Source organism: Pseudoalteromonas sp. Bsw20308, from assembly GCF_000310105.2.
GTDB lineage: Bacteria > Pseudomonadota > Gammaproteobacteria > Enterobacterales > Alteromonadaceae > Pseudoalteromonas > Pseudoalteromonas fuliginea.
This window is the reverse complement of the sequence record NZ_CP013138.1, coordinates 453,018-478,393: the sequence shown is the minus strand read 5'-3', so window position 1 is coordinate 478,393 and position 25,376 is coordinate 453,018. Positions and strand designations below refer to the sequence as shown.

The window sequence follows — 25,376 nt, the reverse complement described above, 5'->3', positions numbered from 1 at the left end:
TGGATAATAAGTCTGTCTCAAGCAACTATTTTCAGCGCTAACTGTGTTGAATTTACTTGCAATAGGGCCGGTTACTTAACTATTTACGTGTTAAAAACATCGCGTCGCCATAACTAAAAAAACGATACTGCTGTTCAATTGCTGTGTTATACGCACCCATAATGTTGTCTTGCCCGCTAAAGGCGCTCACTAACATTATAAGCGTTGATTCCGGTAGGTGAAAATTAGTAACCATGGCATCCACTACATTAAACTGATAACCCGGATAAATGAATATATCTGTATCACCAAAGTAAGTGTCTAGCTTGCCACCATGTACTTTTGCTGCAGATTCTAATGAACGCACTGAGGTTGTACCAACGGCAATAACGCGCCCACCTTTCGCTTTAGTTTTTGCAACAGCCGCTACCACATCTTCTGGCACTTCAATGTATTCGGAATGCATTATATGATCGTCAACACTATCAACACGCACTGGCTGAAAAGTACCTGCACCAACATGCAAGGTAACAAAAGCCATTTGCACGCCCTTATCCTTTAATGCAGCCATTAACTGTTTATCAAAATGTAAACCAGCAGTAGGCGCTGCCACTGCCCCTGGTTTTTCACCATAAACTGTTTGATAGCGCTCACGATCTGCCTCGTTATCAGGACGGTCGATATAAGGCGGTAATGGCATGTGTCCAATGTCGTTTAATATATCAAGTACGTTTTGACTGTGATCAAATTCAAGCTCAAATAACGTGTCATGGCGTGCAACCATTATTGCCTTGGCCTTACCTTCTAAAATAACTTCATTACCAGGCTTTAATGATTTGCTAGCACGGACATGTGCAAGCACACGATGTTCATCAAGTACGCGTTCAACTAATACTTCAACTTTACCACCTGATGCTTTTTGACCAAACATGCGTGCAGGGATTACTCTGGTATTATTAAAAACCAGTAAGTCGTTTTCATTTACCAGTTCAAGTATGTCACTAAAGACTTTGTGTTCTACACTACCACTAGGCCCATCTAGGCTAAGTAAACGACTACTCGTACGATCCGGCTTAGGAAAGCGAGCTATTAATTCATCAGGTAAGTCAAAGCTAAAATCAGCTACGCGCATAGTTAGTAATCCACATCATTTAAAATCGCGCCAAGTGTATATCTATCGCCTATCAAGCTCAAGAAATCCCCTTATATTCTGCAAAATTGAAGTACGCAAGCCTACGAATGACCATTAATTTTCTTGTTCTTCAATCAAAAAATCACTATTCTTATTCGGTTAAATAAATATGGGTTGAGAAATACGTGGTAGAGCAACTTAAATTGCTAATATTAAACGCAAGTCGTGCTGAACGCCTTACTATTCGTGCCACTTTAGAGAGCCTGAATGTTTTTGCTTTTATTGAAGTACAAGACAGCCAACAAGCTTTAAAACTATTAAAGCAACAGCCTGTTGATATTATTATCACGGGCCTCAATGTTGGTAAAATAGATGGTTGGCGCTTTTCACGGATGATCCGTTCGGGTTTATTAAAAACACCAAAGAATACGCCGATACTACTCATCCCTCCCATTTATTGTGAACGCATCGCAGAAACAACTGCGCGTAGTTATGGTATTGATGCCGTACTGCCTTTTGAGCAACAAGACATGCTGCCACAGGTTTTGGCTAATGTGCTGTCGACACATTTAGAAAAAAGTAGCCGCTTAAACCTCTTATTACTTGAGCCACTGCAAGATAAAGCCAATGATATTAGCGCACAACTAAAGCTAAACTTTGCAATTACACATACAACAACAAGCAAAGAAGCGCTAAACGCTTACTACCAGCAAAAATTTGCCATCGTACTGTTAGATGCCACAGCCGCAAGAGCTGAAACGTCGAGTGTTTTAGTAGAAGAAATTTTGCAACATAACCCAAAACAGGCAATTGTAACAATTATAGATAATGATGATGCAAATTATGCAGAGCAGCTCTTATTATCAGGTGTTACCGATTTTATTCGTGCCCCCTACGACCCTTCTTTTTTAAATAAAGTATGTGACCACGCAGCACGTCGAGAAGACTTTATGGTCAGTTATGCTGAATTTGCCAACAAAGTTGAGCAATTGAGTGTAAGTGAAGTGAAATATAAAGAGTTATTCTCAGCCCACCAACGCATTCTATTACACTTAAATACCGTGGTACTTGAACTTGATCAACTAGGTAAAATACGCTTTATAAATCCAGCTTGGGAAACACTAAGTGGTCATGGCGTAAAACCAACACTGCAAAAACCTTTAACCGCATTTTGTATTAATGAATGCCAAGAAAAATTACAAAATACGATTTGTGATATTTTAGGGGGTGGTGAAAATCAGCAACAAGTAGAAATTAAGTTACAGCACAAAAATGGCACTCAAATTTGGGTAGAATGCAGGTTTCAACTGATCAAAAATAGTCGTAATACAGCAACAATTACCGCCACAATCGACAATATTCATGAGCGAAAGCAAGCTGAATTACAGTTACGTCATTTAGCGCATCACGATCCACTTACAGGCTTACATAACCGCTATTATTTTGATCAACAACTTAATCGTATCTGCCAACCAAAGCACACTTTCGATGATATAGAACATGCTATTATTTATATCGATCTTGATCACTTTAAAATAATAAATGACAGTAAGGGCCACCATCAGGGCGATATTGTCTTAAAAGAAGTGGCTCAACTGTTTAAAGACAATATTGGTGATGAACACCTTGTTTGCCGTATTGGCGGTGACGAATTTGCTGTTATTTTAACAAACATGAACTTATTAGAAGCGCATTTAGTGGCCGAAGGTGTTTGTATCGCAATTGAACAGCATACTTTTAAATCAGAGGATCAAGTTTACACAATAAGCTGCTCTATTGGCTTAGCTCAAATAACATCTAAAAATTGCGATCCCAATGAATGCTTAAAACAAGCCGACATCGCCTTATATATAGCTAAAAATTTAGGTCGAAATTTAGTCCACTGTTATTCAAAAGAAGACTCGCAAAATAAGACATTGCAAACAGGTTTGGAATGGGGTCACGAAATCCGCCAAGCATTACAACAAGATAATATAGAGCTTCATTATCAGCCTATTTGGGACTTCAAACAAAGTAAAGTTGCTTACTTTGAAGTGCTGCTACGATTAAAGCTCAATGATAAACTTGTGTACCCCAATCAATTTATTCCATCGCTTGAAATGTTAAACGATACATTTTTGATGGATCAATGTGTTATTCGCAACACGCTTGCTTGTGTTGAAAAACACCCAGAATTAAATCAAGTCGCAATTAATCTATCAGCACAATCATTTTTAGATGAACGATTACTGCCGCTTATAGAGTCAAGCTTAGAAAAATATCAAGTATCACCTACTCGTATTATTTTTGAAATTACTGAATCTGCAAGTATTAATAATCTAAAAGCAACACGTAAGATGATTGAGAAGCTCAATAGCTTAGGTTGTCACTTTTCTATAGATGACTTTGGTACCGGCTTTAGTACTTTTAATTATTTAAAGCAGCTTCCCGCACAGCATGTAAAAATTGACGGCTCATTTGTACGTGACATGCTTAACGACCCCATCGATTTAGCGTTAGTAAAAGCAATTAATGATATAAGCCGGTCACTCGATAAGCGTTCTGTGGCTGAGTATGTTGAAAATAAAGATATATTTTTTGCACTAAAAGAGATTGGTGTGGATTACGGACAAGGCTACTTTATTGCACGTCCTATGGCGGTTGAAAAAGTAAAGACAGAGCTTGAAAATATTTTAAAAAATAAAGTTTTTTACCAACAATAACCTAGCTCATATTAAGCATTAATAAACAATTTTAAGCATTTTATTACTATCATTATTATCTTTTTTACCTATACTTTCCTCATCACAATACGAATGTCATGTTATTTAAAGGATTACGCTTAACAAACATGACATTACCTATTGCAAATACAGAACCCTAAATCACGGGCTGTTTTAAAATAAGGTTTGAGGAGATAAATATGACGCAATTGATTATCTTATTACTACTTATTCACTTTGCAATAGCGTATCAATGCTATCGATACGCAAGCATAAAGGGCTACCCAATTCGAGTATTTACAGTATTAGGTTGCATGCCTTATTTTAATTTAGTGGTGTGGATCTATTTATTATTTTTACCGGAGCTAGAACCTTTTGAACACCATAACCATGATCAAAAGCAGCCTCTTTAGGCTGCTTTAACATTTAAATCACTTTGTTTTATTAAACTCCAAACTACATTGGCGTTGTAAAAACACCTCAAGCTGCTGACTAAATAATTTAAAGTCGCGAATTCGTCCCGTTGTTTTACGCCACAATATACCGATATCACGGTATGCGTCGCTTTGCGATGGTGTCGCTGTCATATTTTTATTATCTAAAATTCCTGCATTAATTGCCATTTGCGGTAAAAAAGTCACGCCAAGTTGATGTTCAACCATGCTAAGCAAAGTATGCAAGCTTGCTGCTTCAAATGGATTAATACAACTAGCACGATTTAAGTGACACGCACTAAGCGCATGCCCTGTCATACAATGCTCACGCTCCAGTAAGAATACACTCGCATCTGGTAGCAAATTAAAGTCCTCTACCCCCTTTGCAGGCATATATTCTTTATGATGCACTAAGCTAAAATGATCTTTTGCCAAAATTTGAGTATGAAACTTATCCGTTTCGTATGGTAAGGCTAATAGCGCTAAATCAATATGACCATGCTCGAGCTTGTCGAGTAGTTTATCGCTCGTGTCTTCTATCAATACCAGCTCTAAGTCGCAAAAAGTTTGTTTGCAAAAGTGATAGAGCGGCGCAGCAATAAAGCTCGCGATAGTCGGTATTACACCCACGGTTAACTTACCGCTGAGGGGAGTTAAAAAGCTTTTAGTCAGCTCTTTTAAGCTAATTGTATCATTAATTATTTTACGAGAACGCTCTACAACTTCTTCGCCGATGCTGGTAAACATAAGGCTACGATTTTCTCGCTCGATGAGCTGACAACCAAGTGTTTCTTCAAGGTTTTGAATCGCACTACTTAAAGTGGATTGACCTATAAAGCACGCGCTCGCGGCACGCCCAAAGTGTTGATGTTGATGAACAGCTAATAAATACTGTAGCTGTTTGATGCTTGGAAGATTGGTCATTTTTTCTTTCCACAAATAAAAAGACCCCAACACCTAGGGCGTTGAGATCTTTTCAAGCTAAAAGTCTTTAAGTACTTTTTTGTTAAACCCCAAAAGCGGTTCTTAGTACGTAGAAAATAACAATAGCAAGGGCAGCACCAACTGGCAACGTAATTACCCAAGAAACTACAATGTTTCTGATTACGCCCATATTAAGTGCTCCAATTCCACGTGCCATACCTACACCTAATACCGCGCCAACTAAGGTCTGAGTAGTAGAGATTGGCATACCAGTACCTGATGCAATAACAACCGTTGAAGCAGCAGCTAGTTCAGCAGCAAAACCACGGCTAGGCGTTAAATGTGTAATGCCTTCACCAATCGTTTTAATTACTTTTTTACCTAAAATAGCAAGACCTGCCACAATACCAAAACCACCAAGCGGTAGAATCCACCATGCAATAGCGGCTTTCTTAGCAATTTCACCATTGTTTTCAACAATGTTTACAACAGCAGCTAGTGGACCAATAGCATTAGCAACGTCATTAGAACCATGGGCGAATGCCATACAACATGCAGTTAATACCATTAATACAGCAAATACTTTTTCAACATTGTTGAACTGCATTTGCTTATCCGCTTGAGGATCAATCTTCAAACGAGAAATGGCAATTTTACCAATAATACCCACAATAACCGCAATAGCGATAGAAAGTGCATAGCCTTCAACAGCACCTAAATCTATGCCAACATGCTTTAAGCCTTTTTTAATTGTAACTAAAGCCATAATAAAGCCTGCTAGACCCATATAAAGCGGTACATAACGTTTAGCATTTTTAAGTGGAGCGTCTGTATCAAAAATAAGCTTTTGCGCACTCATAAATATTAAGTATGCAATAAAGCCTGATATAGCCGGTGTTATAATCCAACTACCAACAATACCACCTACTTTATCCCATTGGATTGCCTCAGTACCAACAGCAACTAACGCAAAACCAATGATTGCGCCAATGATTGAGTGAGTAGTTGATACCGGCCAACCTAGGAACGAAGCCATTAATAGCCATGTTCCGGCTGCAAATAAAGAAGCAATCATGCCCAGAACCATAAGCTCAGGAATATCTGCAAATGGTGCTGCATCAATAATTCCTTTACGGATTGTTGATGTAACCTCACCACCTGCTAAGTAAGCACCTGCAAATTCAAAAATCATCGCAATAAAAATTGCTTGTTTGATTGTAAGCGCTTTAGAACCTACTGAAGTACCCATAGCATTAGCAACGTCATTCGCGCCAATACCATAAGCCATAAAAAAGCCGACTGCTGCGGCAATTAAAATTAATACCGTGCCGTAAGATGCAATGATATCCATTGTGTAACCTTAATCTTTCGTAATTGAACTGATTTTAAATTAACGAGCTAACATCAGCTCAAGACGTGATCCTACGCGCTCTGCAATATCTGCAAGCTCGCCAACCCACTCAATGATTTTGTATAAAAACATTACATCAATTGGATTTAGCTCACCTTCTACAACTCGCAGTTGGCGACGTACTTTTATTTGCATTTCATCCGTGTCTTGTTCTATCGCATCCAATTCTACTAGCATTTTTTCTACTAAGGTCACTTCGCGACCTTTAAAACCAGTTTCTAGCAATTCTTCTAACTCATTAATTGCTTTAGATGCTTGTTTAGTTGCATCTACACAACGAGTTAAATAAGCAAGAAAATCAACTTGCATAACTTTAGGAATGGTCATTTCACGACCAATCACACGTCCAGCAATGTCTTTCGCTTTATTAGCAATTTTGTCTTGTTGGGTTACTAATTCGAGCAGATCTGTACGCTCTACCGGCATGAATAATCCACGCGGTAGCTGTAAACGTATATCTCTTTTCATATCATCGGCTTCACGCTCTAAATTACGAATAGTGATACGAAGCTCTTCTGCTTGTACCCACTCTTCTTTAAATACGTGATTAAAAAAAGGTATCAAAGCTTTACTTGCTTGATGAACCTTCTTGATGTGTTCTTCCATAGGTTTGATAGGAGATTTTGCAAATACTCCTAAAAACGCGTTTGTAGGCATAACTGACCCTTTAATCAAATTGATATGCTTTGCAGCATGAATTTTACAGCATTCACAACGATTGTGAATGCTTTTTATTGCTTCACTTGTGCTAACAATGCACAAAGCGACACAAGGCCGCTTTAATACAAAAGAATGAAATAATTAAATTTATAGAGATTTTTCTATATCTTCTTGAGATGTATGACGAATATCTTTGCCATTTACGAAATATATAATGTATTCCGCAATATTTTGGCAACGATCTCCGATACGCTCAAGCGAACGAACAGACCACACTAAGTCCATAATTTTCGGGATTGAGCGAGGATCTTCCATCATATAGGTCATTATTTGACGTGTAATGGCTTCATACTCTCTATCTACCTTTGCATCTTCCTTGTGAACCTGAAATGCACGTTGTACATCCATACGCGCAAACGCATCAAGCACATCATGAAGCATTTTTAATACTTGGCGACCCATATTTTCAATATTAACTAATAAATCTTGCTGATCTTTAGTAAATGAATCCAATGCCACTTTTGCAATGCGCTTTGCTTCATCGCCAATACGCTCTAAATCAGCAATCGTTTTTGCAATTGCAATTACTAACCGTAAATCACTGGCTGCGGGCTGACGACGAGCAATAATGCGAGTGCACTCTTCGTCAATGTTCACTTCCATAGCATTTACTTTGTAATCGTTCTGACGCACCTTTTGAGCAAGCTCTGCATCGTTACGACTAACGGCGTCAAGTGCGCTGCTTAGTTGTTGTTCAACGAGGCCTCCCATGCTTAATACATGGTTGCGTACATTTTCTAGCTCTTGATTAAACCGGCCAGAAATATGCTTATTAATATTATGTTCCATAATTGCCTTCTCTCTTAATCTTATACAACACGTTATAACGGGCTAATTAACCGTAACGACCGGTAATGTAGTCTTCGGTCTTTTTCTTAGTTGGTGTTGTAAATAAGGTATTTGTATCTGAATACTCAATCAATTCACCCATATACATAAAGGCTGTTTGATCAGACACTCGCGCTGCTTGTTGCATGTTATGTGTAACAATAACAACGGTAAATTTGTTTTTTAAATCGTTAATAAGCTCTTCAATTACCAACGTTGAAATTGGATCAAGCGCTGATGTAGGCTCATCTAATAGTAACACTTCTGGCTCAATCGCAATTGAACGAGCAATAACTAAACGTTGCTGCTGACCACCCGACAAACCAAACGCACTATCGTGTAATCTGTCTTTTACTTCATCCCACAATGCTGCACCACGAAGCGACTGCTCTACTACTTCGTCTAATTTACGTTTCTCTTTAATACCTTGTAAGCGTAGTCCATATACCACATTCTCATAAATAGATTTAGGAAATGGGTTCGGACGCTGAAATACCATGCCTACGTTACGGCGAAGTGCGGCTACATCAACACTTTTATCATATATATTTTGCCCATGAAGTAATATCTCACCTTCAATTCGGCAAATATCAACCAAATCATTCATGCGGTTGATACAGCGCAGCAATGTTGATTTACCGCAACCCGATGGGCCGATAAACGCGGTTACTTGACCTTTAGGAATGTTCATATTCACTTTATTAAGTGCTTGCTTATCACCGTAGTAAAGATCGAGATTTTTAATCTCTAACGCTTTTTGATCGTCAGTTAAGTTTTCTAAATCTAACTTCAAGCCTAAATTTGCTTGGTTTACTTGTGGAGCGACTGTAATCATGTTTGTTACCTATAAAATCTTTACAAATTAGTGTTCAAGCGATCTGAATTTTTCACGTAAATGATTACGTATACCAATAGCCGTTATGTTAAGCGTAATAATCACCGACACTAATAAAAAGGCCGTTGCGTATACCAGCGGACGCGCCGCTTCAACATTAGGACTTTGGAAGCCAACATCGTAAATATGAAAACCTAAATGCATGAACTTTCTATCTAAGTGAAAGTACGGGAAGTTGCCATCCAGTGGTAATGTAGGTGCCATTTTCACAACGCCCACCAACATTAGTGGTGCAACTTCACCTGCAGCACGTGCAACTGCCAATATTAAACCGGTCATAATTGCAGGACTTGCCATTGGAATTACTATACGCCATAACGTTTCAACTTTTGTTGCGCCAAGTGCGAGTGAACCATCGCGCACAGTGCTAGGAATACGAGATAAACCCTCTTCAGTCGATACAATAACAACAGGTAAAGTCAGTATAGCGAGCGTTAACGCCGACCACATTACACCAGGTGTACCAAATACTGGGGTTGGTGATGCTTCTGGATAAAATAATTGGTCTAAGCTGCCACCTAACATGTATACAAAAAAGCCAAGGCCAAATACACCGTATACAATTGAAGGCACACCCGCTAAGTTAATCACCGCGATGCGAATCATTTTAGTGATAGCATTTTTAGCGGCATACTCGTGCAAATAAATTGCAGCAACAACACCAAACGGCGTCACGATTACAGCCATCAACATAACCATAAACACTGTACCAAATATAGCAGGAAAAACGCCGCCTTCGGTATTTGCTTCACGTGGGTCATCAGATACAAACTTACCTAACTGTACAAAGTAGTGCCCTAACTTTGCAAAAAAGCCCATGTCGTTTGGAAACCAAACATCAAGTACTTGGTACATAGGAATAGTAACAATTTCACCGCGCATATCTTTTACGGTTACGTAGTCACGTTTAGCTTGCTTACGTAGTGCAAATAAATCTTTTTCAAGTACGCCATATTCGGCACGTAAATCAGCACGCGCTTGAGCAAGCTCTGCTACACGTTCATCTGTTAATGCGTTATCGAGTAAGTAGCCCTTTTCTTTTAAACGAAGACGCTCAAGTTCGTAGTTAATATGGCCTATATCGCCATTTTGTAAATCGAGTGCCTCATCGTTTAAATCAACAGCACGCTCAACAAGCTCATGTAGTATTTCTACTTTATCGCCAGCCACCGGCTTGCCATCTTTAATTACATTTTCTACATAGCCATAAAAGTTACCGTTTTTGCTACGTTCGAATACTGCAAGTGCCGCTGGCGTTGATTTATCTTTTATGTCAGTTTCTAATATCCAACGAAAATCTAAATCTACGTATTCCCGATTACCCGTTTTTATCAGTAAACGTTCAAACTCTTCTTTATCGAATGCAGATACATCAATACCCGTTGCCGTCAAACGCTCTTTAGGAACAAGTTCACGGTCGTAAATTTCACCTATTACGGTTTGTTTTGCAATTGACCCTTCAAGTTCAAACTGTACAACTTGAGAAGGCCAAAAAAAACTTAATCCCTTCCAGGCTATCATTGCTAGGATACCTAGCACTGAAATTAAACTGATGCTCACTGCACCACCGGTCATCCAAATCCAAGGAGAACCAGACCTAAACCACTGCTTTATCATGTCGTGTCTCTCCACTTACATTGAGCTGTATTTTTCACGTAGTTGCTGACGAACAAACTCAGCCACTGTGTTAAAAATGAAGGTGAATATGAATAGTACAAAAGCGGCTAAAAACAAAATTCTATAATGTGAACTACCCACTTCTGACTCTGGCATTTCCACCGCAATATTTGCCGCAAGAGTACGCATGCCTTGGAAAATACTCCAATCCATAATAGGTGTATTACCTGTCGCCATTAATACAATCATTGTTTCGCCAACTGCACGGCCTAACCCCATCATTACTGCTGAAAAAATACCTGGGCTGGCTGTTAGTAATACAACACGCACAAGCGTTTGCCACTGAGTAGCTCCCAGAGCTAATGAACCGTTTGATAAATGTTTTGGCACACTAAATACCGCATCTTCAGCAATCGAAAATATAGTAGGAATAACCGCAAACCCCATCGCAATACCAACAACTAACGAGTTTCGCTGATCGAACGTCATGCCTAATTCATTCGTTAAATATTGACGAACATTGCCATCAAACATCCACAGTTCAATTGTTTCGCTCATTGCGAACGAAAACCAGCCAATAAGTAACACAACCGGAATAAGGATGATTGAATGAGAACCTTCTGGTATTTTATGGCGAATGCTTGCTGGCAACTTTGTCCAGCCTAATGCCGTACCTAAAATGCCCAATGGCAGTAATACTAATAACCCAACAATGGCTGGCAAATGCTCTTCAATTAAAGGAGCCAACCAAAGACCAGCTAAAAAACCTAAAATAACAGTGGGTAATGCTTCCATTATTTCTACGGTTGGTTTCACTACCTTACGAAGCTCACTCGACATAAAGTAGGCTGTATAAATGGCTGCAGAAAGTGCAATAGGTACCGCAAATAACATGGCATAAAATGCTGCCTTTATTGTGCCAAACGAAATAGGTACGAGTGAAAACTTAGATTCAAAGTCATCACTTGCTGATGTTGACTGCCAAATATAACCCGGCTCAGGGTAGCCTTCGTACCATACTTCTTCCCATAGCGCAGACCAGGTTACCTCAGGGTGTTCGTTATGTATTTCAAGTACCGTAAGTTTATTGTCAGCTAAAATTAATGCGGCGTTAGAGCGTGGTGCAATAGCAAAGTCTTTAATAGCACCTTCACTCACCTTGCCTTGCCATAATTTGGCTTCGCTTGTTGTATAGTACACACCAAGTTCGCCATTACTGCTGGTAGTAAAAAAAGTTCGGCGATAAAACTCTGTAAATATATTTAACTTACTTTGTTTACTTGTTTCAAATGAGCGGATTTTTTGATATTCACGACCAGTCTCAGTATTTACTTCAAACCATTGTGAAACCTCACCATTATCATTAGCAAGCATCAATGAGTTAGCACCGGCAAGTAATTGTGCAGATACTATATTTGCATTTTCTTCATTTGCCGAAAGTAATTGAATTAGCTCAACGTCGCTTGAATCACGTGTATCGTATACATAAATTTGATTAGCTGAACGAATAAAAGTACGCGTTGTATCAGGTGAAATTAAAAGCTCATCGACGCGCCCTTCAATGTTCAACTCAGTACGTTCAACAACCCATTCTACCTCGCCAGTAAACATGTTTTCTTCAGCGACAAAGCCACTAAACAAAACACGTTTGTCAGCCGTTAATGCCACAACAGCTGTTTTATCTTCATAATGACTAAATGCAAAACGCGATATAGCAGCGCCTTCTTCATCTACTTCTAGCGCCATTTCGCCAAGTGGGTAATCAACTCGCGGCGTTAATTTACGTTCATTATTTGGAAACGTGACTAAAAATTTAGGTGCAACAATCACCACCGAACCGTTTTGTAAGCCATAGGCATATTGCCCCTGAAACGGTGCGCTGGTCGCAAAGCTGCTCACTTCACTTGGTAGTTCTACATCAAGTGTTTTAAGTTTTTTACCAAAACTAGCTTTTTCTACATTGTAAAAATCTACATTGCCTTGCTTGCTAAGTAAAAAAGCAACTTCTGTTTGCTCTTCAACACCTAAACCAACAATTTGATCTGCATTGGCAACATTGAAACTGTCGCGCTTTTCAACTTTTGCTGATTCAAAAATCGGTTGTACTACATAAAGGAGGTAGAAAAAAATTAATAGCAGCGCTATTAATACCATTACTCCACCTGCGGTTATGCCAAACTTGGCAAACCGATCTTTAAATAGACGGCTTCGATCCGTATTAAAAGTCGGCTTATTCGGATTGGAAGTCATCAAAACACCCTTAAATCTTAACGTTGCATAAATTATATTTCATCAAGATGACAGTATTGTTACAGCGGTAACAATAAACCTTTTTAGCCAGCTAATAATAAGGTGGTTTAATTCATTGCATATTTTGCATTAAACGAATAGTTTATAAGTGAACTTAATTATAAATTTATTGGACAAAGTATTTATCGAGGTCAATACTGAAAGGCGCCTAATAAATAACAATAGCAATGAGCTAAGCACTTAGTGCACATTGCTAGACGCGCACAACTCTAGGGTTTGAACCTATCGTTTATAAAACAACCCATAATATTTAGATTTAAGTTAGATAAACACTTAATGCCTATGCATTTACCTTCTTTGGGCTTAAAAAAGAGAATTATTTATGAAGCAGTTGGTTATAACAATTTTAGGGAAAGATCGCCCTGGCTTAGTAGAAAGCATCTCAACCATTATTTTAAAAAATAACGGTAATTGGCTCAGCAGTAACTTAAGTCATTTGCTTGGTCACTTTGCAGGGATCATACAGCTAGAGGTCGCTGAAGAGCATTTACAATCACTTCAAAATGCATTAAACGCATTGCCTAAGCTTGATGTACGTATTGAAACCGGCAATACAGAAATAGAACATGTTGAACTTGAACAGCTAAACTTTGTGATTACAGGAAACGATCGCCCTGGAATAGTACAAGAACTTGCCAGTGTTATTCGCCATAAGGGCGCTAACATTACCCATTTAAACTCAAGGCAACAGAGCGCCCCAAACTGGGGAGTCCCTATTTTTAGCGCCGTAGCTACCATAACATTACCTAATGGAATGAATAAAGATGAAGTAATTGATGCTCTCGAATCGATAACTAGTGATTTGATTGTTGATGTTGAAGACGTTTAACCTTCCTTGATGCGTGTCATAAACCTGACACGCATGTCATTTTAATGTCATGAACTTGCACTATATTTTATTTAGCATCTAATCGCGGAATAAAATATGAATGCCCATACTGGAAAAACGCAAGTTATTGAATATTTTGCAAAAGAGTTAAGCTGGCTATCGTTTAACGAGCGCGTATTACAAGAAGCAAAAGACAAAAGTAACCCAATCATTGAGCGTATGCGTTTCTTAGGTATCTTTTCAAATAACCTTGATGAGTTTTTCAGAGTTCGAGTGGCCGATGTTAAGCGCCGTATTTTATTAAGCAAACTACCTGATGCTAATTTTGAAGAAGACGAAGTTCTTTTAGGCCAAGTACAAAAAAAAGTATTATTGCTTGGTAAAAAATTTAACCAAGTTCATCAGCAAATTTTAAGTGACTTAACCGCACATAACATCCATGTTGATCGTCCTGAAAAGCTAAGCGAATTCCATTTAAATTGGTTGAAAATTTACTTTAATGACAATGTACTACAGCATATCTCGCCCATATTACTTGATGAAAATAAAGATTACTCAGATTACGTCAACGACACCATGACCTATCTATTCGTAGAAATGTGTGACGAAAAAAGCCATTACGCTATGCTCGAAGTACCCACAGACCGCGTGCCAAGATTTATAAATTTACCGCCTGAAAAAACTCGTCGCCATAAAACTATTGTGATGCTTGATGACGTTATTTTATATTTTTTAAATGATGTATTTAATAGCTTTTTTAGTTTTAAAACAATTCAAGGTTACTCAATTAAGCTTACTCGCGATGCAGAATATAACCTTGATGACGAACTAGAAGAGGGCTTATTAGATAAAATGTCTAAAGGCCTCAAACAGCGTATTTACGCAGAGCCCGTTCGTTTGGTATATGACGAAACCATGCCTGATAATATGCTTAAAGTAATGAAAAAGCGCCTGAGCGTAACTCATCACGACGCACTTATCCCAGCAGGCCGTTATCGTAACTTTAGAGACTTTATAGCCTTTCCTAATGTAGGGCGTCAGTACCTTGAAAATAAACCGCTGCCGGCATTACAAAGCGCTGCATTTAATAAACACACCAGCGTATTTGATGCTATTAGCGAACAAGATATTCTCCTTTATTATCCGTACCACACATTTAACCACTTACTAGAGTATGTGCGTCAAGCAGCATTCGACCCAAAAGTTACGCAAATTAAAGTTAATATTTATCGCGTTGCCAGTAAATCTCGATTGATATCATCACTCATCAATGCCGCTAAAAATGGTAAACAAGTCACTGTAATGGTCGAGCTAAAAGCTCGCTTTGATGAACAAAATAATATCGAGTGGGCAAAGATATTAAGCGGTGCAGGTATTAGAGTGATTTTTGGTATACCCGCGTTAAAAGTACACAGTAAGTTATGTATTATTCATCGTAAAGAGAAAGGTCAAATAGTAAAGTATGCACACATTGGCACTGGTAACTTTCACGAAAAAACAGCAAAAATCTATACCGACTTTAGTTTATTCACAAAACATGTTGGGATCTGCGAGGAATGCGATAGCGTATTTAAATTTATAGAAAGTAGCTACAAACCTTTTAATTTTGAATACTTAATGCTGTCACCTGTAAATGCTCGTGACACTTTACTTGATTTAATCGATAAAGAAATTCAGCATGTAGAGAACGGTTGTGCAGGTAAAATTACTATTAAAGTAAACAACCTTGTCGATAAACAGCTTGTTGATAAACTCTACTACGCTGGTCGTCGCGGCGTTAAAATACGTATAATTGTACGTGGCATGTGTTCATTAATACCAGGGGTAGCTAGATTTAGCGACAATATAAGAATAATAAGCATTGTAGATCGCTTTTTAGAACACCCAAGGGTAATGGTTTTTGGTAATAACGCAAACGACAAAGTTTATATTTCATCTGCTGATTGGATGACCCGTAATCTCGATCACCGCGTTGAGGTGGGCGTGCCTATTTTAGATGCGAAATTAAAGCAGCTCATTATTGATATTCTAGAACTGCAATTTAAAGACCGTACAAAAGCACGCTTAATCGATAGCGAACAAAAAAATGCCTATGTAAGACGTGGAAACCGTAAAAAAATCCGCTCGCAAATAGCGATTTATGACCACCTAAAAAAGTGGGAAGGTAACTATAATAATGGATGAACACCCCTCTATTGCCGCTGTCGACTTAGGCTCTAATAGCTTTCATTTAGTGGTTGCCCGTGAAGTGGATGGCACACTGCAAATTCTGCATAAAGAAAAGCAACGTGTATATTTAGCTGACGGGCTAGACGATAAATTTAGGCTAAGCCAGCAAGCAATTGATCGTGCCCTAATAGTGCTTAAACAATTTGCAAATACTCTACAAGACTTCCCTGCATGTAATGTAAAAGTAGCTGCAACGTATACTTTTAGACGAGCTAAAAATATCCATGCGTTCTTAACACAAGCCAATAAGATCTTTCCATTTCATATTGATGTTATTGCAGGGCAAGAAGAGGCACGGCTCATTTATCAAGGTGTCGCGCATTATGTACACAATGAAGAAAACCGCTTAGTAATTGATATTGGCGGCGGCAGCACCGAGCTAATAATAGGTAAGCACTTTAAACATAAGTTACTCACAAGCCGAAATATAGGGTGCGTAAGTTATACCAAGCAATTTTTTAGTGACGGCATAATAAACGCCAAACGCTTTAATAAAGCAGAGATAAAAGCAGAACAAGAAATAGAGGTTATTTTTGCTAATTACATCAATGAGGGTTGGCAAAACGTTATTGGTACATCTGGCACTATTAAATCTATTTTGGCTATGGTGGGCGCCCAAAACCCGCATCAGCCTTGTATAACCTACAATGATTTAGTCACCCTTAAACAGCAATTCATAAATGCCAAACATAGCGATAATTTACTCATTGAAGGTTTAACACCGGAACGACAGCAAAGTATTTGTGGCGGTTTAGCGATACTCATTGCTATTTTTAGAGAGTTTTTGATTAAAGAACTAACTTATAGTGATTTTTCGCTACGTGAAGGTTTATTACATGAAATGCAGCAAAAGTTGGCCGATAAAGACATTCGTAGCAATACCATTAATAACGTAAGTGATAGATACACTGTAGATAAAGCACATGCAATCCGTGTTACTAACACTGCAACTTGGCTTTATGAGCAACTTAAAGCGCCGTGGCAGCTTAATAACAATGATGATATTGCTTTGTTAACATGGGCTGCTAGTCTTCACGAAATTGGCCTATCAATTAACTCTTCGGGTATTAATAAACACAGCGCTTATATTGTTGCTAACAGCCAGCTGCCCGGCTTTACCCAACAAGAACAGGTAATATTAAGTTCGTTGATTCGCTTTTACCGGAAAAAAATTAGGCTCGATGAGTTATCTGAATTCATAACTATTTCTCAGCAGCAAGTGCTCAAGCTTATTACTATTTTGCGTTTAGCGATTCTATTTAATCAAAAACGCCAAGTAAGCCAAAAACCCAATATGGAAATTAGCGCAAATAGCACCGGCTTATTTATAAAATTTTGCGATAACTACTTGCAAGAACACACACTACTACAAGCTGATTTAATACAAGAACAGCGTTACTTAAAGAAAGTGGGTATAGCGCTTGATTGCTCCTAAAACTAACATATATCAAAAGTAGGATCAGTAATACCCCGCTTTTTTAGCTACATATCCATATGACGATTCGTACTTTGCATCATTTGCTTTATACCTTGCTTTTCCAGCTCTAGTATTTGTTGCAGCTTTTCTTGTCCGCTTTGGGTTTCGGCGCGTTCAAGTAAGTATTCGTATAACTCAATTACTTTTTGATGTTGCTGTGCTAAATAGCCTTGAATAACTTCTTCATCAAATTGCTGATCTTTACTAATATCTTCAAAAGTAATTAGCTCAGGGTTTTTAGCAAAGTATTCATAACAGTACGTATCGAGCGTATTTATTTCGGTTATCGCTTTAAACCCGACTAAATCTTCAGCGAGTTTTTTTTCGTAATTTAGGTAGTAGTCCACCAGCATTGCATTATGTTCATCGAGTAAATCCTTTACGCTATGAAAATTAGCCGCCATTTGCGTATGAAACAAAACGGTCCAATCGTATACCTCTTTAATTGTTTTAACTTGCATGTGCATTCCTTACTTAGTTGACGTATAGGTACTACATTGCGTAAAGCGTGCCAATTAAAAAGCCATTTAAAAACAGAAGGTTAAGTTTAAAACGAATATTAATTAGCAATTTAATAGAATAACTTACAAATTATAGGTAATTTTTATAGAGCAATGCGTGGGTAGTAACCGCACTGCTCTATCGTCTTGTTGCTTTATATTATTTAAGTCCTTGTTTGCGCCACAGTAGGTAAACCGCAGGAATAACAAGTAAGGTGAGTACAATTGCACTGCCCATACCGCCAACCATAGGCGCAGCTATTCGACTCATTACTTCACTTCCGGTGCCCGTGCCATAAAGTACAGGTAATAAACCGATAATAATTGTCGCGACAGTCATCATAACCGGGCGTACTCGAAGCCCTGCACCTTCAATAATAGCTTGCTGTAATTGCACTAAACTAAGTGGCTTACCAGTCTGCTCTGCTTCAAGGCATTTTCCTTGATAGGCTTGGTTTAAATACACCAACATAATGACCCCAATTTCTACCGCTACCCCAGCTAAGGCAATAAAACCTACACCCACTGCAACTGAAAAGTTAAAGCCCTCTAAATACATTAGCCATACGCCACCAATCATTGCCAGTGGCAACGTAGCCATAATAATAGTGACCTCAGCAAAGCTTCTAAAATTAAGATAAAGCAACACAATAATTATTGCTAATGTAAGTGGTAATACATAAGTCAGTTTGTCTTTAGCACGCTGCATGTATTCATATTGCCCAGCCCACGTAATTGAGTAGCCAGCTGGTAGTATTAGGTCTTTATCGAGCACTTGCTGAGCGTGCTCAACGTAAGTACCAATATCAACGCCATCTATATCAATAAAACTCCAACCGTTTAAACGTGCATTTTCGCTTTTTATACCAGGCGGTCCATCTTCAATAAATACATCGGCTACATCACCAAGTGCTATACGCTGCCCTGTAGGCGTTACAATGGGTAACAACATTAGCTCTTCTGGCGAGTCTCTGTATGCTTGCGGGTAACGTAAATTAACTGGGTAGCGCTCTTGCCCTTCTACGGTTTGAGTTACGTTTGTACCACCTATTGCAGTAGATACAACTTGCTGTATGTCGCTAATATTTAAGCTATAACGCGCCGCTTTTTCTCGGTTTATATCTACTTTTATATAACGCCCACCTGCTACTCGCTCTGAGTAAACCGATGCGGTGCCTTGCACATCTTTTAAAAGCACTTCTATTTGTTGACCAATTTTTTGAATTTCACTCAACTTTGGTCCCGCAACTTTAATGCCCACGGGAGTTTTAATACCGGTTGCGAGCATATCAATACGTGTTTTAATTGGCATTACCCACGCATTCGTCAACCCCGGAAACTTAACCAAACCGTCGAGTTCTTTTTTAAGTTTTTCAAGAGTCATCCCCTCGCGCCATTCGTTTTTTGGTTTTAACTGAATAAACGTCTCTATCATTGTAAGCGGCGCAGGATCTGTTGCTGTTTCTGCTCGCCCAACTTTACCAAATACTGTTTTAACCTCAGGTACTGTGGCTATTAGCTTGTCGGTTTGCTGTAGTATTTCGCGCGCTTTACCTACCGATAAACCAGGATACGTTGTGGGCATATACATTAAATCGCCCTCATCAAGTGGCGGAATAAATTCACTGCCTATTTTGTTTACCGGGTAAAAGCCAATAACAGAAACAACCACCGCGAGTACCAATGTCATTTTTGGAAATTTAAGCACCCAGTTAAGTAGTGGGCGATACGCTGCGACGAGTAATCGGTTAACTGGATTTTTTTGCTCCGAAATAACTTTACCTCTAATAAAGTAACCCATTAATACCGGCACTAAGGTAATCGCAAGCCCAGCAGACGCTGCCATAGCATAGGTTTTAGTGTAAGCCAGTGGCGCAAACATACGTCCTTCTTGCGCTTCTAAAATAAATACCGGCATAAAGCTGACGGTAATAATTAATAAACTAAAAAATAATGCAGGACCCACTTCACTCGCCGATTTAGCCACAACTTCCCAGCGGTTTTCGTTGGTAAGTGGCGTTTTTTCCATATGTTTGTGCATATTTTCAATCATGACGATAGCGCCATCAGTCATTGCGCCTATCGCTATTGCAATTCCCCCTAAAGACATAATATTGGCGTTAATCCCCTGCCAATACATAATTATAAATGCCGTTAAAATCCCAAGCGGTAATGTAATAATTGCCACCAATGATGAGCGCACATGAAACAAAAACACCACACACACTAAAGCAACTACAATCAGCTCTTCAATTAGCTTACTTGTTAGATTATCTACCGCGTTATTAATTAAGTTGGAGCGATCGTACACAGGGACTATTTCAACGCCCTCTGGTAATCCCTTTTTAAGCGATTCTAATTTTGCTTTTACCAGCTCAATAGTTTTTTGTGCATTTTCGCCATAGCGCATAATAACGATGCCGCCGGTCACTTCGCCTTCGCCATTAAGCTCTGCAATACCACGGCGCATTTGCGGCCCGACTCTAATATCAGCTACATCACGCAATTGCAGCGCAGTACCATTAGCGTTTACGCCAAGCGGAATAGCTTCTAGGTCGGCAACACTTTTAATGTAGCCGGTGCTTGTTACCATGTATTCTGCTTCAGCCATTTCAACTACCGAGGCACCCATCTCTTGGTTGCCTTGTTGAATAGCCGTTTGAATAAGGCTAAGCGGGATACCATATGCGCGTAATTTATCAGGCTCTACATTGACTTGGTATTGCTTAACCATGCCACCAACAGCAGCCACTTCAGAGACTCCTGGTACGGTTTGTAGCTCAAACTTTAAAAACCAATCTTGTAAGCTTCGTAGCTGACTAATATCGTGTTTATTTGTTTTATCAACCAGTGCGTATAAGTAAATCCAACCTACGCCTGTTGCATCAGGACCAAGCTCTGGCGTAGCGCTATCGGGCAATCGGTTTGCTACTTGGCTTAGGTATTCTTGTACTCGGCTACGCGCCCAATACAAATCAGTTTTTTCATCAAAAATAACGTAAACGTACGAGTCACCAAAAAACGAAAAACCTCTTACGGTTTGCGCACCCGGCACAGAAAGCATTGCTGTGGTGAGAGGAAATGTGACTTGGTCTTGCACTACTTGCGGCGCTTGCCCCGGGTAAGTAGTTTTTATAATGACCTGAACATCAGATAAGTCAGGCAAGGCATCCACGGGCGTATTTTTTAGTGCAAACAATCCTCCACCCAGTAAAATTAATGTAAGCAACAACACAAAAAAGCGATTGCCAACAGACCAGCGAATAATGGCAGTTATCATAATGGCTCCTAGTGAGAACTTTGTTGCATAGGTTGCATAGTAGAATGATCAATCGCCTCTGCGTTTTGCGCGTTAGTAATTACAAATTCATCATTAATAATGCTAAAAGTAAAATTAATATACTGGGCATTTTCAAACTTGGTAATATCAATATCTGGCGCTAATACAAAGTCCATTGTGGCGGGTTCTCGATTCCATTTTTCAATGGCTTCTCGGCTAATATTTATAATGCGATTTTGTGTATCTATGGCATTAATAGTGCCGCTAACAGTGGCGCTTTGTGGCTGCATATCCATGTTCATATTAGAGTCTGAACTAGAATCCGAGCTGATACCAGAACTAGGTATTTCCATTCGTTTAAAGTCGGAGCTCTTACTTGACTCAGAATCTATTAAAAATTGCGCTGAGGTCACTACCGTGTCACCTGTCGTCACGCCTGACAAAATGACCGCTTCATTACTATTAATTTGCCCAACTTCGACTTCTACCGATTTAAAACGACCCTCACCTAATGCAATAACCACACGATTTTGATGCTGCGTGCGAATTACCGCTTCTTTAGGGACTGTAAATTGCGCCTTACTCGCTTCAGCGTGAATGCTCACTTGTGCAAACATATTTGGTTTTAACCGATGATCTGCATTTTCAAACCTGAGCCTTACACGCAGAGTCCGGTTTTTAGCATCAAGCGCGGGGTAAATATAATCAACCTTACCTTCCCACTTTTGACCTTTTAAGTAATCAAGCGTCATTGTTACAGGTAAACCAACGCTCACTTGTTCTGATTGGCGCTCGAACACTTCCGCCTCTACCCAAATTTCATCAAGCTGAGCAATACTCATCATTGATGTGCCTGGTTTAACGTAAAAGCCTTCTCGTACTGTTAGCTCATCTACCACACCACTTTGCTTTGCGTAAAAAGTAATATTTTGCATTATCTTTTTATTTTTTTGTAAGCGCTCGATAAATCCATCAGACACATTTAACGACTCTAAACGCGCCTTTGCAGCGCGAATTAACACGGTATTATTACGATTAACCGCCAGTAAAAACTCTTCCTGTGCATTCACCAATTGTGGTGAGTACAAAGTATATAATGGCTCACCTGCTTTAACTTGTGCACCTTGCGCTTTAACGTATAAGCTTTCAATCCAGCCCTCTACACGCGGATGAATGTGAATAAGTTGGTCTTGGTTATATTGCACATACCCCACAGTATTTATATCGCTGTGAAGTGTTTTAAGCTCTACTTTGACGGTTCTTACACCCAAGTTATTAATGACTGCAGGCGAAATAGTTACAGCACCTGGTCCATCCTGAGCGTTGCTATCGTTTTCATACACAGGTACTAAATCCATTCCCATTGGCGACAGCCCTGGCGCGTCACGCCTGTAATTACGATCCATAGGGGCTACCCAATATAAGGGCTGTTTTTCAGCACTTTGCTGTTCATGCATTGCCGAGTTACTAGGTAAAAACTGCATTACTAAGGCGCCAATTAACGCAAATGCGCCCGCACCAACTAAGGCAGCAACAAGTAACTTTAAATTAGTATTCATTGTATAATTCTCCAGTTTGTCCTGCCATTACTTGGGGGTCTAAGCTACTTGCATAGTAATTAAGGCGAGCGGTAATAATGTGTTGATCAACTTGAATATTAAGTGCGTCAATTTTGGCGTTAAGCTCACTAATACGCGCGCGCATCACGTCAGAAAAATCCCCGTCGTCGCGTGTATAAGCATTTAGTGTTGCCTGAGATTGCTCTGACATTTGCGGTAATAACGTATTTTGATAAAGCGCATCGCGTTTTTGCAAACGAGCGAGTTGGCTAAACTCCTTAAAGTACATGCCTTTGAGTTTTTGAAGCGCTACCAGCTTTTGTGTTTTAGTAGCTTCTGCACTAGCAATAGCCGATTTAACCTGTTGATCTTGTCTGTTATCAGTAAACAATGGCAAATCAATACTAAACCCTACAGAGAGTAAATCAGCTCGCGACTCACCCATCGGGGTATCATCTCGGTAACCATAACCCACATTAACGCCCATCTGAGGTTTGTAGCTTTGCTTAGCGAGCGCAACTTCGGTTTGCTTTGCCGTTACGGTTTTATCTATCGCAATAATTGCGGGATGCGCCATAAGCAATTGTATTAGTTTATTAAATTCAAGGTTTTCAAAATCAACAAGCCCTGTGGTTTTAGTAAATTCGGTATTTAAAGGCTGCATAAGCATGTTGATAGGCAGCCACTGCGCTAAACGGTTTTTAGCACTTTCAAATTGCTGCTCAAGCATAACCAGCTTATCTTCAAGGCGAGTGAGCTCTAATTGCGCACGAATAATATCTTGCTGGCGTGTTTTACCTAAGGTACTTGCGTAGCTTGCTTCGGTAATTTCAATAAGCTGAGTAAATAGCCCTTTATCTTGCTCAATTAAAGCAATACTTCGCTGAGCACGATACGCGTTTAACCACGACTCAATCACAATTGCTTTTACTTGTGCTAAGCGATCGGCGCGCTGCCAAGGATATTGTTGAGCAGACTGAGCTAATGCCTTTTGTTTAAGTGCTAAACTATTCCCTCGGCTAAACTTTTGGCTCAAATCGACTTTAAGCTGCGTCATCCCTTCTTGATCAAACGCATAACCGTTAGTAGGTAAGTTAAGTAAGCCAACCGTTAAAACAGGATCGGGTAAGGTGCCTGCGGCAATACTTTGCGCTATTGCGGCATCTTCTTGGTAGCCACTCGCTTTTAGCCATGGCTCATGCGTTAGTGCATAATTAAGCGCTTGCGTTAAGCTAAGCGTTTGCTCATTGCGGGCTTGCTTTAGCGTATCGATATTTAGGTTATTTGAATTTTTTTGCGCATTAACAGCTGTGCTAAATAACACAACACTACATAATACGGCTTTAATACTTACAGCGTGGTTCATCACCTGCTCCATCTAAAAATAAAAGAAATTCTTAAATTAGGAAGCAAAAAAGGTGTTTAGGAGTTACCAATAAACGGGGTTACCGCAATTTTTACATACACCTATCCTGCTATTAAGCAGACATAGGAGGGCGGTAGAGTGAACGAGGTATATTAATTTGTGTAGTAAATACACTTATATTTACTTTTTCAGATTCAAGTAAAATAACGCGAAATAAAGTATCAACATTAAGCATTGAATTAGCAGCGCAGCCACTAATAGGGCATTTGCAATCATTTTGTGGCGTACTTTCGTCGTCGCAACAATCCATCTGCATCATATTTTCAGACATGCTAGCGACAGCTGTTGTATCACTACTGTGTGTCATTGGCATTTGGGCATGCATTGCTGTTTTTGTTGGCATATGTGGCATTTCGCATACCATAGCTACAGACGCAACTGCCTGACCCACAAAAGTGAGCAGTAAAGTTATCATGAGTAAACTAGAGTAAAAACGTTGCAACATTATACCTTTTAATAAATTTTAAAATGATTGTAAGATAACCTAACGGCAACCACAAATACTTTAATTATGTAGACTGCGGTTTATCAGGTGTTTTAATTAAGTTACTCGCTATAATTGCAAATATACAATATGCGCTAAAATACCAAAAGCCCTCACCAAATTGGGCATTCATAACAAGTAGCTCACCACTCTTACCATGAGCGTTACCTGCTAGGTAAGTCACTATTAATGCAATAACAAATACATCAACCATGCTCCACTTACTTAATGCACAAATAACCAGACCGAGCTTTTGCTTAAACCCATTCAAAGGTAGGCAACAATAAAACAATTGTAATAGCAGCTTCAGGCTTGGAATAACAATAGAAAACAACCCCACTAAGGCGGCTACAAGTAAATTGTTATTATTAGCAAGTTCTTTAACTGTACCTAAAATACTTTGTGTTTTGTTATAGGCGCTAATCTCGCCCTCTAACTTATCAAGCCCTAGCATATTCGAGAACATCATTAGCATGCTGCGAGTCCGGCCATCGCCCTCTTCAGCCAGCATTTCAATACCCGCTTGCGCTAACTTTGATTTATCTATGTTGCCCTCTATTGTTAATACTGGTTTTGTAATACCAGGAAACAATAAACAAAGAGCAACCACTACACTTATAACCGACAACCAATTACGCAT

General features: G+C 39.3%; 19 protein-coding genes. 5 read left to right on the top strand and 14 right to left on the bottom strand.

Annotation, left to right across the window (positions count from 1 at the left end):
* Nucleotides 1-79: 79 nt before the first annotated feature.
* Nucleotides 80-1,111 carry a tRNA preQ1(34) S-adenosylmethionine ribosyltransferase-isomerase QueA gene (gene queA / locus D172_RS01995; RefSeq protein ID WP_007375991.1) on the bottom strand — a complete coding sequence of 344 codons (1,032 nt, stop codon included), beginning with the start codon at nucleotides 1,109-1,111 and terminating at the stop codon, nucleotides 80-82.
* 185 nt (nucleotides 1,112-1,296) lie between these two features.
* Here queA and D172_RS01990 point away from each other — a divergent pair, with 185 nt between their 5' ends.
* The gene (locus tag D172_RS01990) at nucleotides 1,297-3,813 is read left to right on the top strand and encodes an EAL domain-containing protein (RefSeq protein ID WP_007375990.1); all 2,517 of its coding nucleotides are present in this window, start codon (nucleotides 1,297-1,299) and stop codon (nucleotides 3,811-3,813) included.
* Between the two features lie 200 nt (nucleotides 3,814-4,013).
* The gene (locus D172_RS01985; protein ID WP_007375989.1) at nucleotides 4,014-4,226 is read left to right on the top strand and encodes a hypothetical protein; all 213 of its coding nucleotides are present in this window, start codon (nucleotides 4,014-4,016) and stop codon (nucleotides 4,224-4,226) included.
* An 18-nt stretch (nucleotides 4,227-4,244) separates the two neighbouring features.
* Here D172_RS01985 and D172_RS01980 read toward each other — a convergent pair whose 3' ends face one another.
* The 7 genes from D172_RS01980 to D172_RS01950 all read right to left on the bottom strand — a co-directional run bounded on the left by D172_RS01980 (nucleotide 4,245) and on the right by D172_RS01950 (nucleotide 12,892).
* Nucleotides 4,245-5,171 carry a hydrogen peroxide-inducible genes activator gene (locus D172_RS01980; RefSeq protein ID WP_007375988.1) on the bottom strand — a complete coding sequence of 309 codons (927 nt, stop codon included), beginning with the start codon at nucleotides 5,169-5,171 and terminating at the stop codon, nucleotides 4,245-4,247.
* Nucleotides 5,172-5,253: 82 nt separating this feature from the next.
* Entirely contained in the window at nucleotides 5,254-6,522 is a 1,269-nt protein-coding gene (locus D172_RS01975; RefSeq protein ID WP_007375987.1) for an inorganic phosphate transporter, read from the bottom strand.
* A gap of 39 nt (nucleotides 6,523-6,561) precedes the next feature.
* Complete coding sequence (locus D172_RS01970; RefSeq protein ID WP_007375986.1) at nucleotides 6,562-7,239, bottom strand: TIGR00153 family protein; 678 nt, start codon at nucleotides 7,237-7,239, stop codon at nucleotides 6,562-6,564.
* 150 nt (nucleotides 7,240-7,389) lie between these two features.
* Nucleotides 7,390-8,091, bottom strand: coding sequence for a phosphate signaling complex protein PhoU (gene phoU / locus D172_RS01965; RefSeq protein ID WP_007375985.1), 702 nt, complete (start codon nucleotides 8,089-8,091; stop codon nucleotides 7,390-7,392).
* 46 nt (nucleotides 8,092-8,137) lie between these two features.
* Nucleotides 8,138-8,965 carry a phosphate ABC transporter ATP-binding protein PstB gene (pstB, locus tag D172_RS01960; RefSeq protein WP_007375984.1) on the bottom strand — a complete coding sequence of 276 codons (828 nt, stop codon included), beginning with the start codon at nucleotides 8,963-8,965 and terminating at the stop codon, nucleotides 8,138-8,140.
* Nucleotides 8,966-8,992: 27 nt separating this feature from the next.
* On the bottom strand, nucleotides 8,993-10,642 hold the full coding sequence (gene pstA, locus D172_RS01955) for a phosphate ABC transporter permease PstA (protein WP_007375983.1): 1,650 nt from the start codon (nucleotides 10,640-10,642) through the stop codon (nucleotides 8,993-8,995).
* A 15-nt stretch (nucleotides 10,643-10,657) separates the two neighbouring features.
* Nucleotides 10,658-12,892, bottom strand: a complete 2,235-nt coding sequence (locus tag D172_RS01950; protein ID WP_033023240.1) for an ABC transporter permease subunit — start codon at nucleotides 12,890-12,892, stop codon at nucleotides 10,658-10,660.
* Between the two features lie 382 nt (nucleotides 12,893-13,274).
* Between D172_RS01950 and D172_RS01945 the strand changes: the two genes are divergently transcribed.
* From D172_RS01945 to D172_RS01935, 3 genes are all read left to right on the top strand, one after another.
* Nucleotides 13,275-13,781: a glycine cleavage system protein R gene (locus D172_RS01945; RefSeq protein ID WP_007375981.1), complete on the top strand. Its 507-nt coding sequence runs from the start codon at nucleotides 13,275-13,277 to the stop codon at nucleotides 13,779-13,781.
* A 96-nt stretch (nucleotides 13,782-13,877) separates the two neighbouring features.
* The gene (ppk1, locus tag D172_RS01940; RefSeq protein WP_033038204.1) at nucleotides 13,878-15,965 is read left to right on the top strand and encodes a polyphosphate kinase 1; all 2,088 of its coding nucleotides are present in this window, start codon (nucleotides 13,878-13,880) and stop codon (nucleotides 15,963-15,965) included.
* Entirely contained in the window at nucleotides 15,958-17,445 is a 1,488-nt protein-coding gene (locus D172_RS01935) for an exopolyphosphatase (RefSeq protein WP_007375978.1), read from the top strand. Before ppk1 ends, D172_RS01935 begins: the two co-directional genes overlap by 8 nt.
* 47 nt (nucleotides 17,446-17,492) lie before the next feature.
* On the opposite strand, the gene D172_RS01930 is transcribed toward D172_RS01935, so the two are convergent.
* The 6 genes from D172_RS01930 to D172_RS01905 form a co-directional block, all read right to left on the bottom strand.
* Nucleotides 17,493-17,948 carry a hypothetical protein gene (locus D172_RS01930; protein WP_007375977.1) on the bottom strand — a complete coding sequence of 152 codons (456 nt, stop codon included), beginning with the start codon at nucleotides 17,946-17,948 and terminating at the stop codon, nucleotides 17,493-17,495.
* A 199-nt stretch (nucleotides 17,949-18,147) separates the two neighbouring features.
* Nucleotides 18,148-21,267: an efflux RND transporter permease subunit gene (locus tag D172_RS01925; RefSeq protein WP_007375976.1), complete on the bottom strand. Its 3,120-nt coding sequence runs from the start codon at nucleotides 21,265-21,267 to the stop codon at nucleotides 18,148-18,150.
* Nucleotides 21,268-21,275: 8 nt separating this feature from the next.
* Nucleotides 21,276-22,826: an efflux RND transporter periplasmic adaptor subunit gene (locus D172_RS01920; RefSeq protein ID WP_007375975.1), complete on the bottom strand. Its 1,551-nt coding sequence runs from the start codon at nucleotides 22,824-22,826 to the stop codon at nucleotides 21,276-21,278.
* The gene (locus tag D172_RS01915) at nucleotides 22,816-24,192 is read right to left on the bottom strand and encodes a TolC family protein (RefSeq protein ID WP_007375974.1); all 1,377 of its coding nucleotides are present in this window, start codon (nucleotides 24,190-24,192) and stop codon (nucleotides 22,816-22,818) included. Before D172_RS01915 ends, D172_RS01920 begins: the two co-directional genes overlap by 11 nt.
* Nucleotides 24,193-24,304: 112 nt before the next feature.
* A complete protein-coding gene (locus tag D172_RS01910) occupies nucleotides 24,305-24,667 on the bottom strand; it encodes a hypothetical protein (RefSeq protein WP_324293016.1) in 363 nt (120 codons plus the stop codon).
* Between the two features lie 94 nt (nucleotides 24,668-24,761).
* Nucleotides 24,762-25,376 carry a paraquat-inducible protein A gene (locus D172_RS01905; RefSeq protein ID WP_033023237.1) on the bottom strand — a complete coding sequence of 205 codons (615 nt, stop codon included), beginning with the start codon at nucleotides 25,374-25,376 and terminating at the stop codon, nucleotides 24,762-24,764.

Coding starts and splice junctions, on each gene's coding strand:
- queA (WP_007375991.1), bottom strand. CDS start 1,111: ATGCGCGTAGCTGATTTTAGCTTTGACTTACCTGATGAATTAATAGCT.
- D172_RS01985 (WP_007375989.1), top strand. CDS start 4,014: ATGACGCAATTGATTATCTTATTACTACTTATTCACTTTGCAATAGCG.
- D172_RS01980 (WP_007375988.1), bottom strand. CDS start 5,171: ATGACCAATCTTCCAAGCATCAAACAGCTACAGTATTTATTAGCTGTT.
- D172_RS01975 (WP_007375987.1), bottom strand. CDS start 6,522: ATGGATATCATTGCATCTTACGGCACGGTATTAATTTTAATTGCCGCA.
- D172_RS01970 (WP_007375986.1), bottom strand. CDS start 7,239: ATGCCTACAAACGCGTTTTTAGGAGTATTTGCAAAATCTCCTATCAAA.
- phoU (WP_007375985.1), bottom strand. CDS start 8,091: ATGGAACATAATATTAATAAGCATATTTCTGGCCGGTTTAATCAAGAG.
- pstB (WP_007375984.1), bottom strand. CDS start 8,965: ATGATTACAGTCGCTCCACAAGTAAACCAAGCAAATTTAGGCTTGAAG.
- pstA (WP_007375983.1), bottom strand. CDS start 10,642: ATGATAAAGCAGTGGTTTAGGTCTGGTTCTCCTTGGATTTGGATGACC.
- D172_RS01950 (WP_033023240.1), bottom strand. CDS start 12,892: ATGACTTCCAATCCGAATAAGCCGACTTTTAATACGGATCGAAGCCGT.
- D172_RS01945 (WP_007375981.1), top strand. CDS start 13,275: ATGAAGCAGTTGGTTATAACAATTTTAGGGAAAGATCGCCCTGGCTTA.
- ppk1 (WP_033038204.1), top strand. CDS start 13,878: ATGAATGCCCATACTGGAAAAACGCAAGTTATTGAATATTTTGCAAAA.
- D172_RS01935 (WP_007375978.1), top strand. CDS start 15,958: ATGGATGAACACCCCTCTATTGCCGCTGTCGACTTAGGCTCTAATAGC.
- D172_RS01930 (WP_007375977.1), bottom strand. CDS start 17,948: ATGCAAGTTAAAACAATTAAAGAGGTATACGATTGGACCGTTTTGTTT.
- D172_RS01925 (WP_007375976.1), bottom strand. CDS start 21,267: ATGATAACTGCCATTATTCGCTGGTCTGTTGGCAATCGCTTTTTTGTG.
- D172_RS01920 (WP_007375975.1), bottom strand. CDS start 22,826: ATGAATACTAATTTAAAGTTACTTGTTGCTGCCTTAGTTGGTGCGGGC.
- D172_RS01915 (WP_007375974.1), bottom strand. CDS start 24,192: ATGAACCACGCTGTAAGTATTAAAGCCGTATTATGTAGTGTTGTGTTA.
- D172_RS01910 (WP_324293016.1), bottom strand. CDS start 24,667: ATGATAACTTTACTGCTCACTTTTGTGGGTCAGGCAGTTGCGTCTGTA.
- D172_RS01905 (WP_033023237.1), bottom strand. CDS start 25,376: ATGCGTAATTGGTTGTCGGTTATAAGTGTAGTGGTTGCTCTTTGTTTA.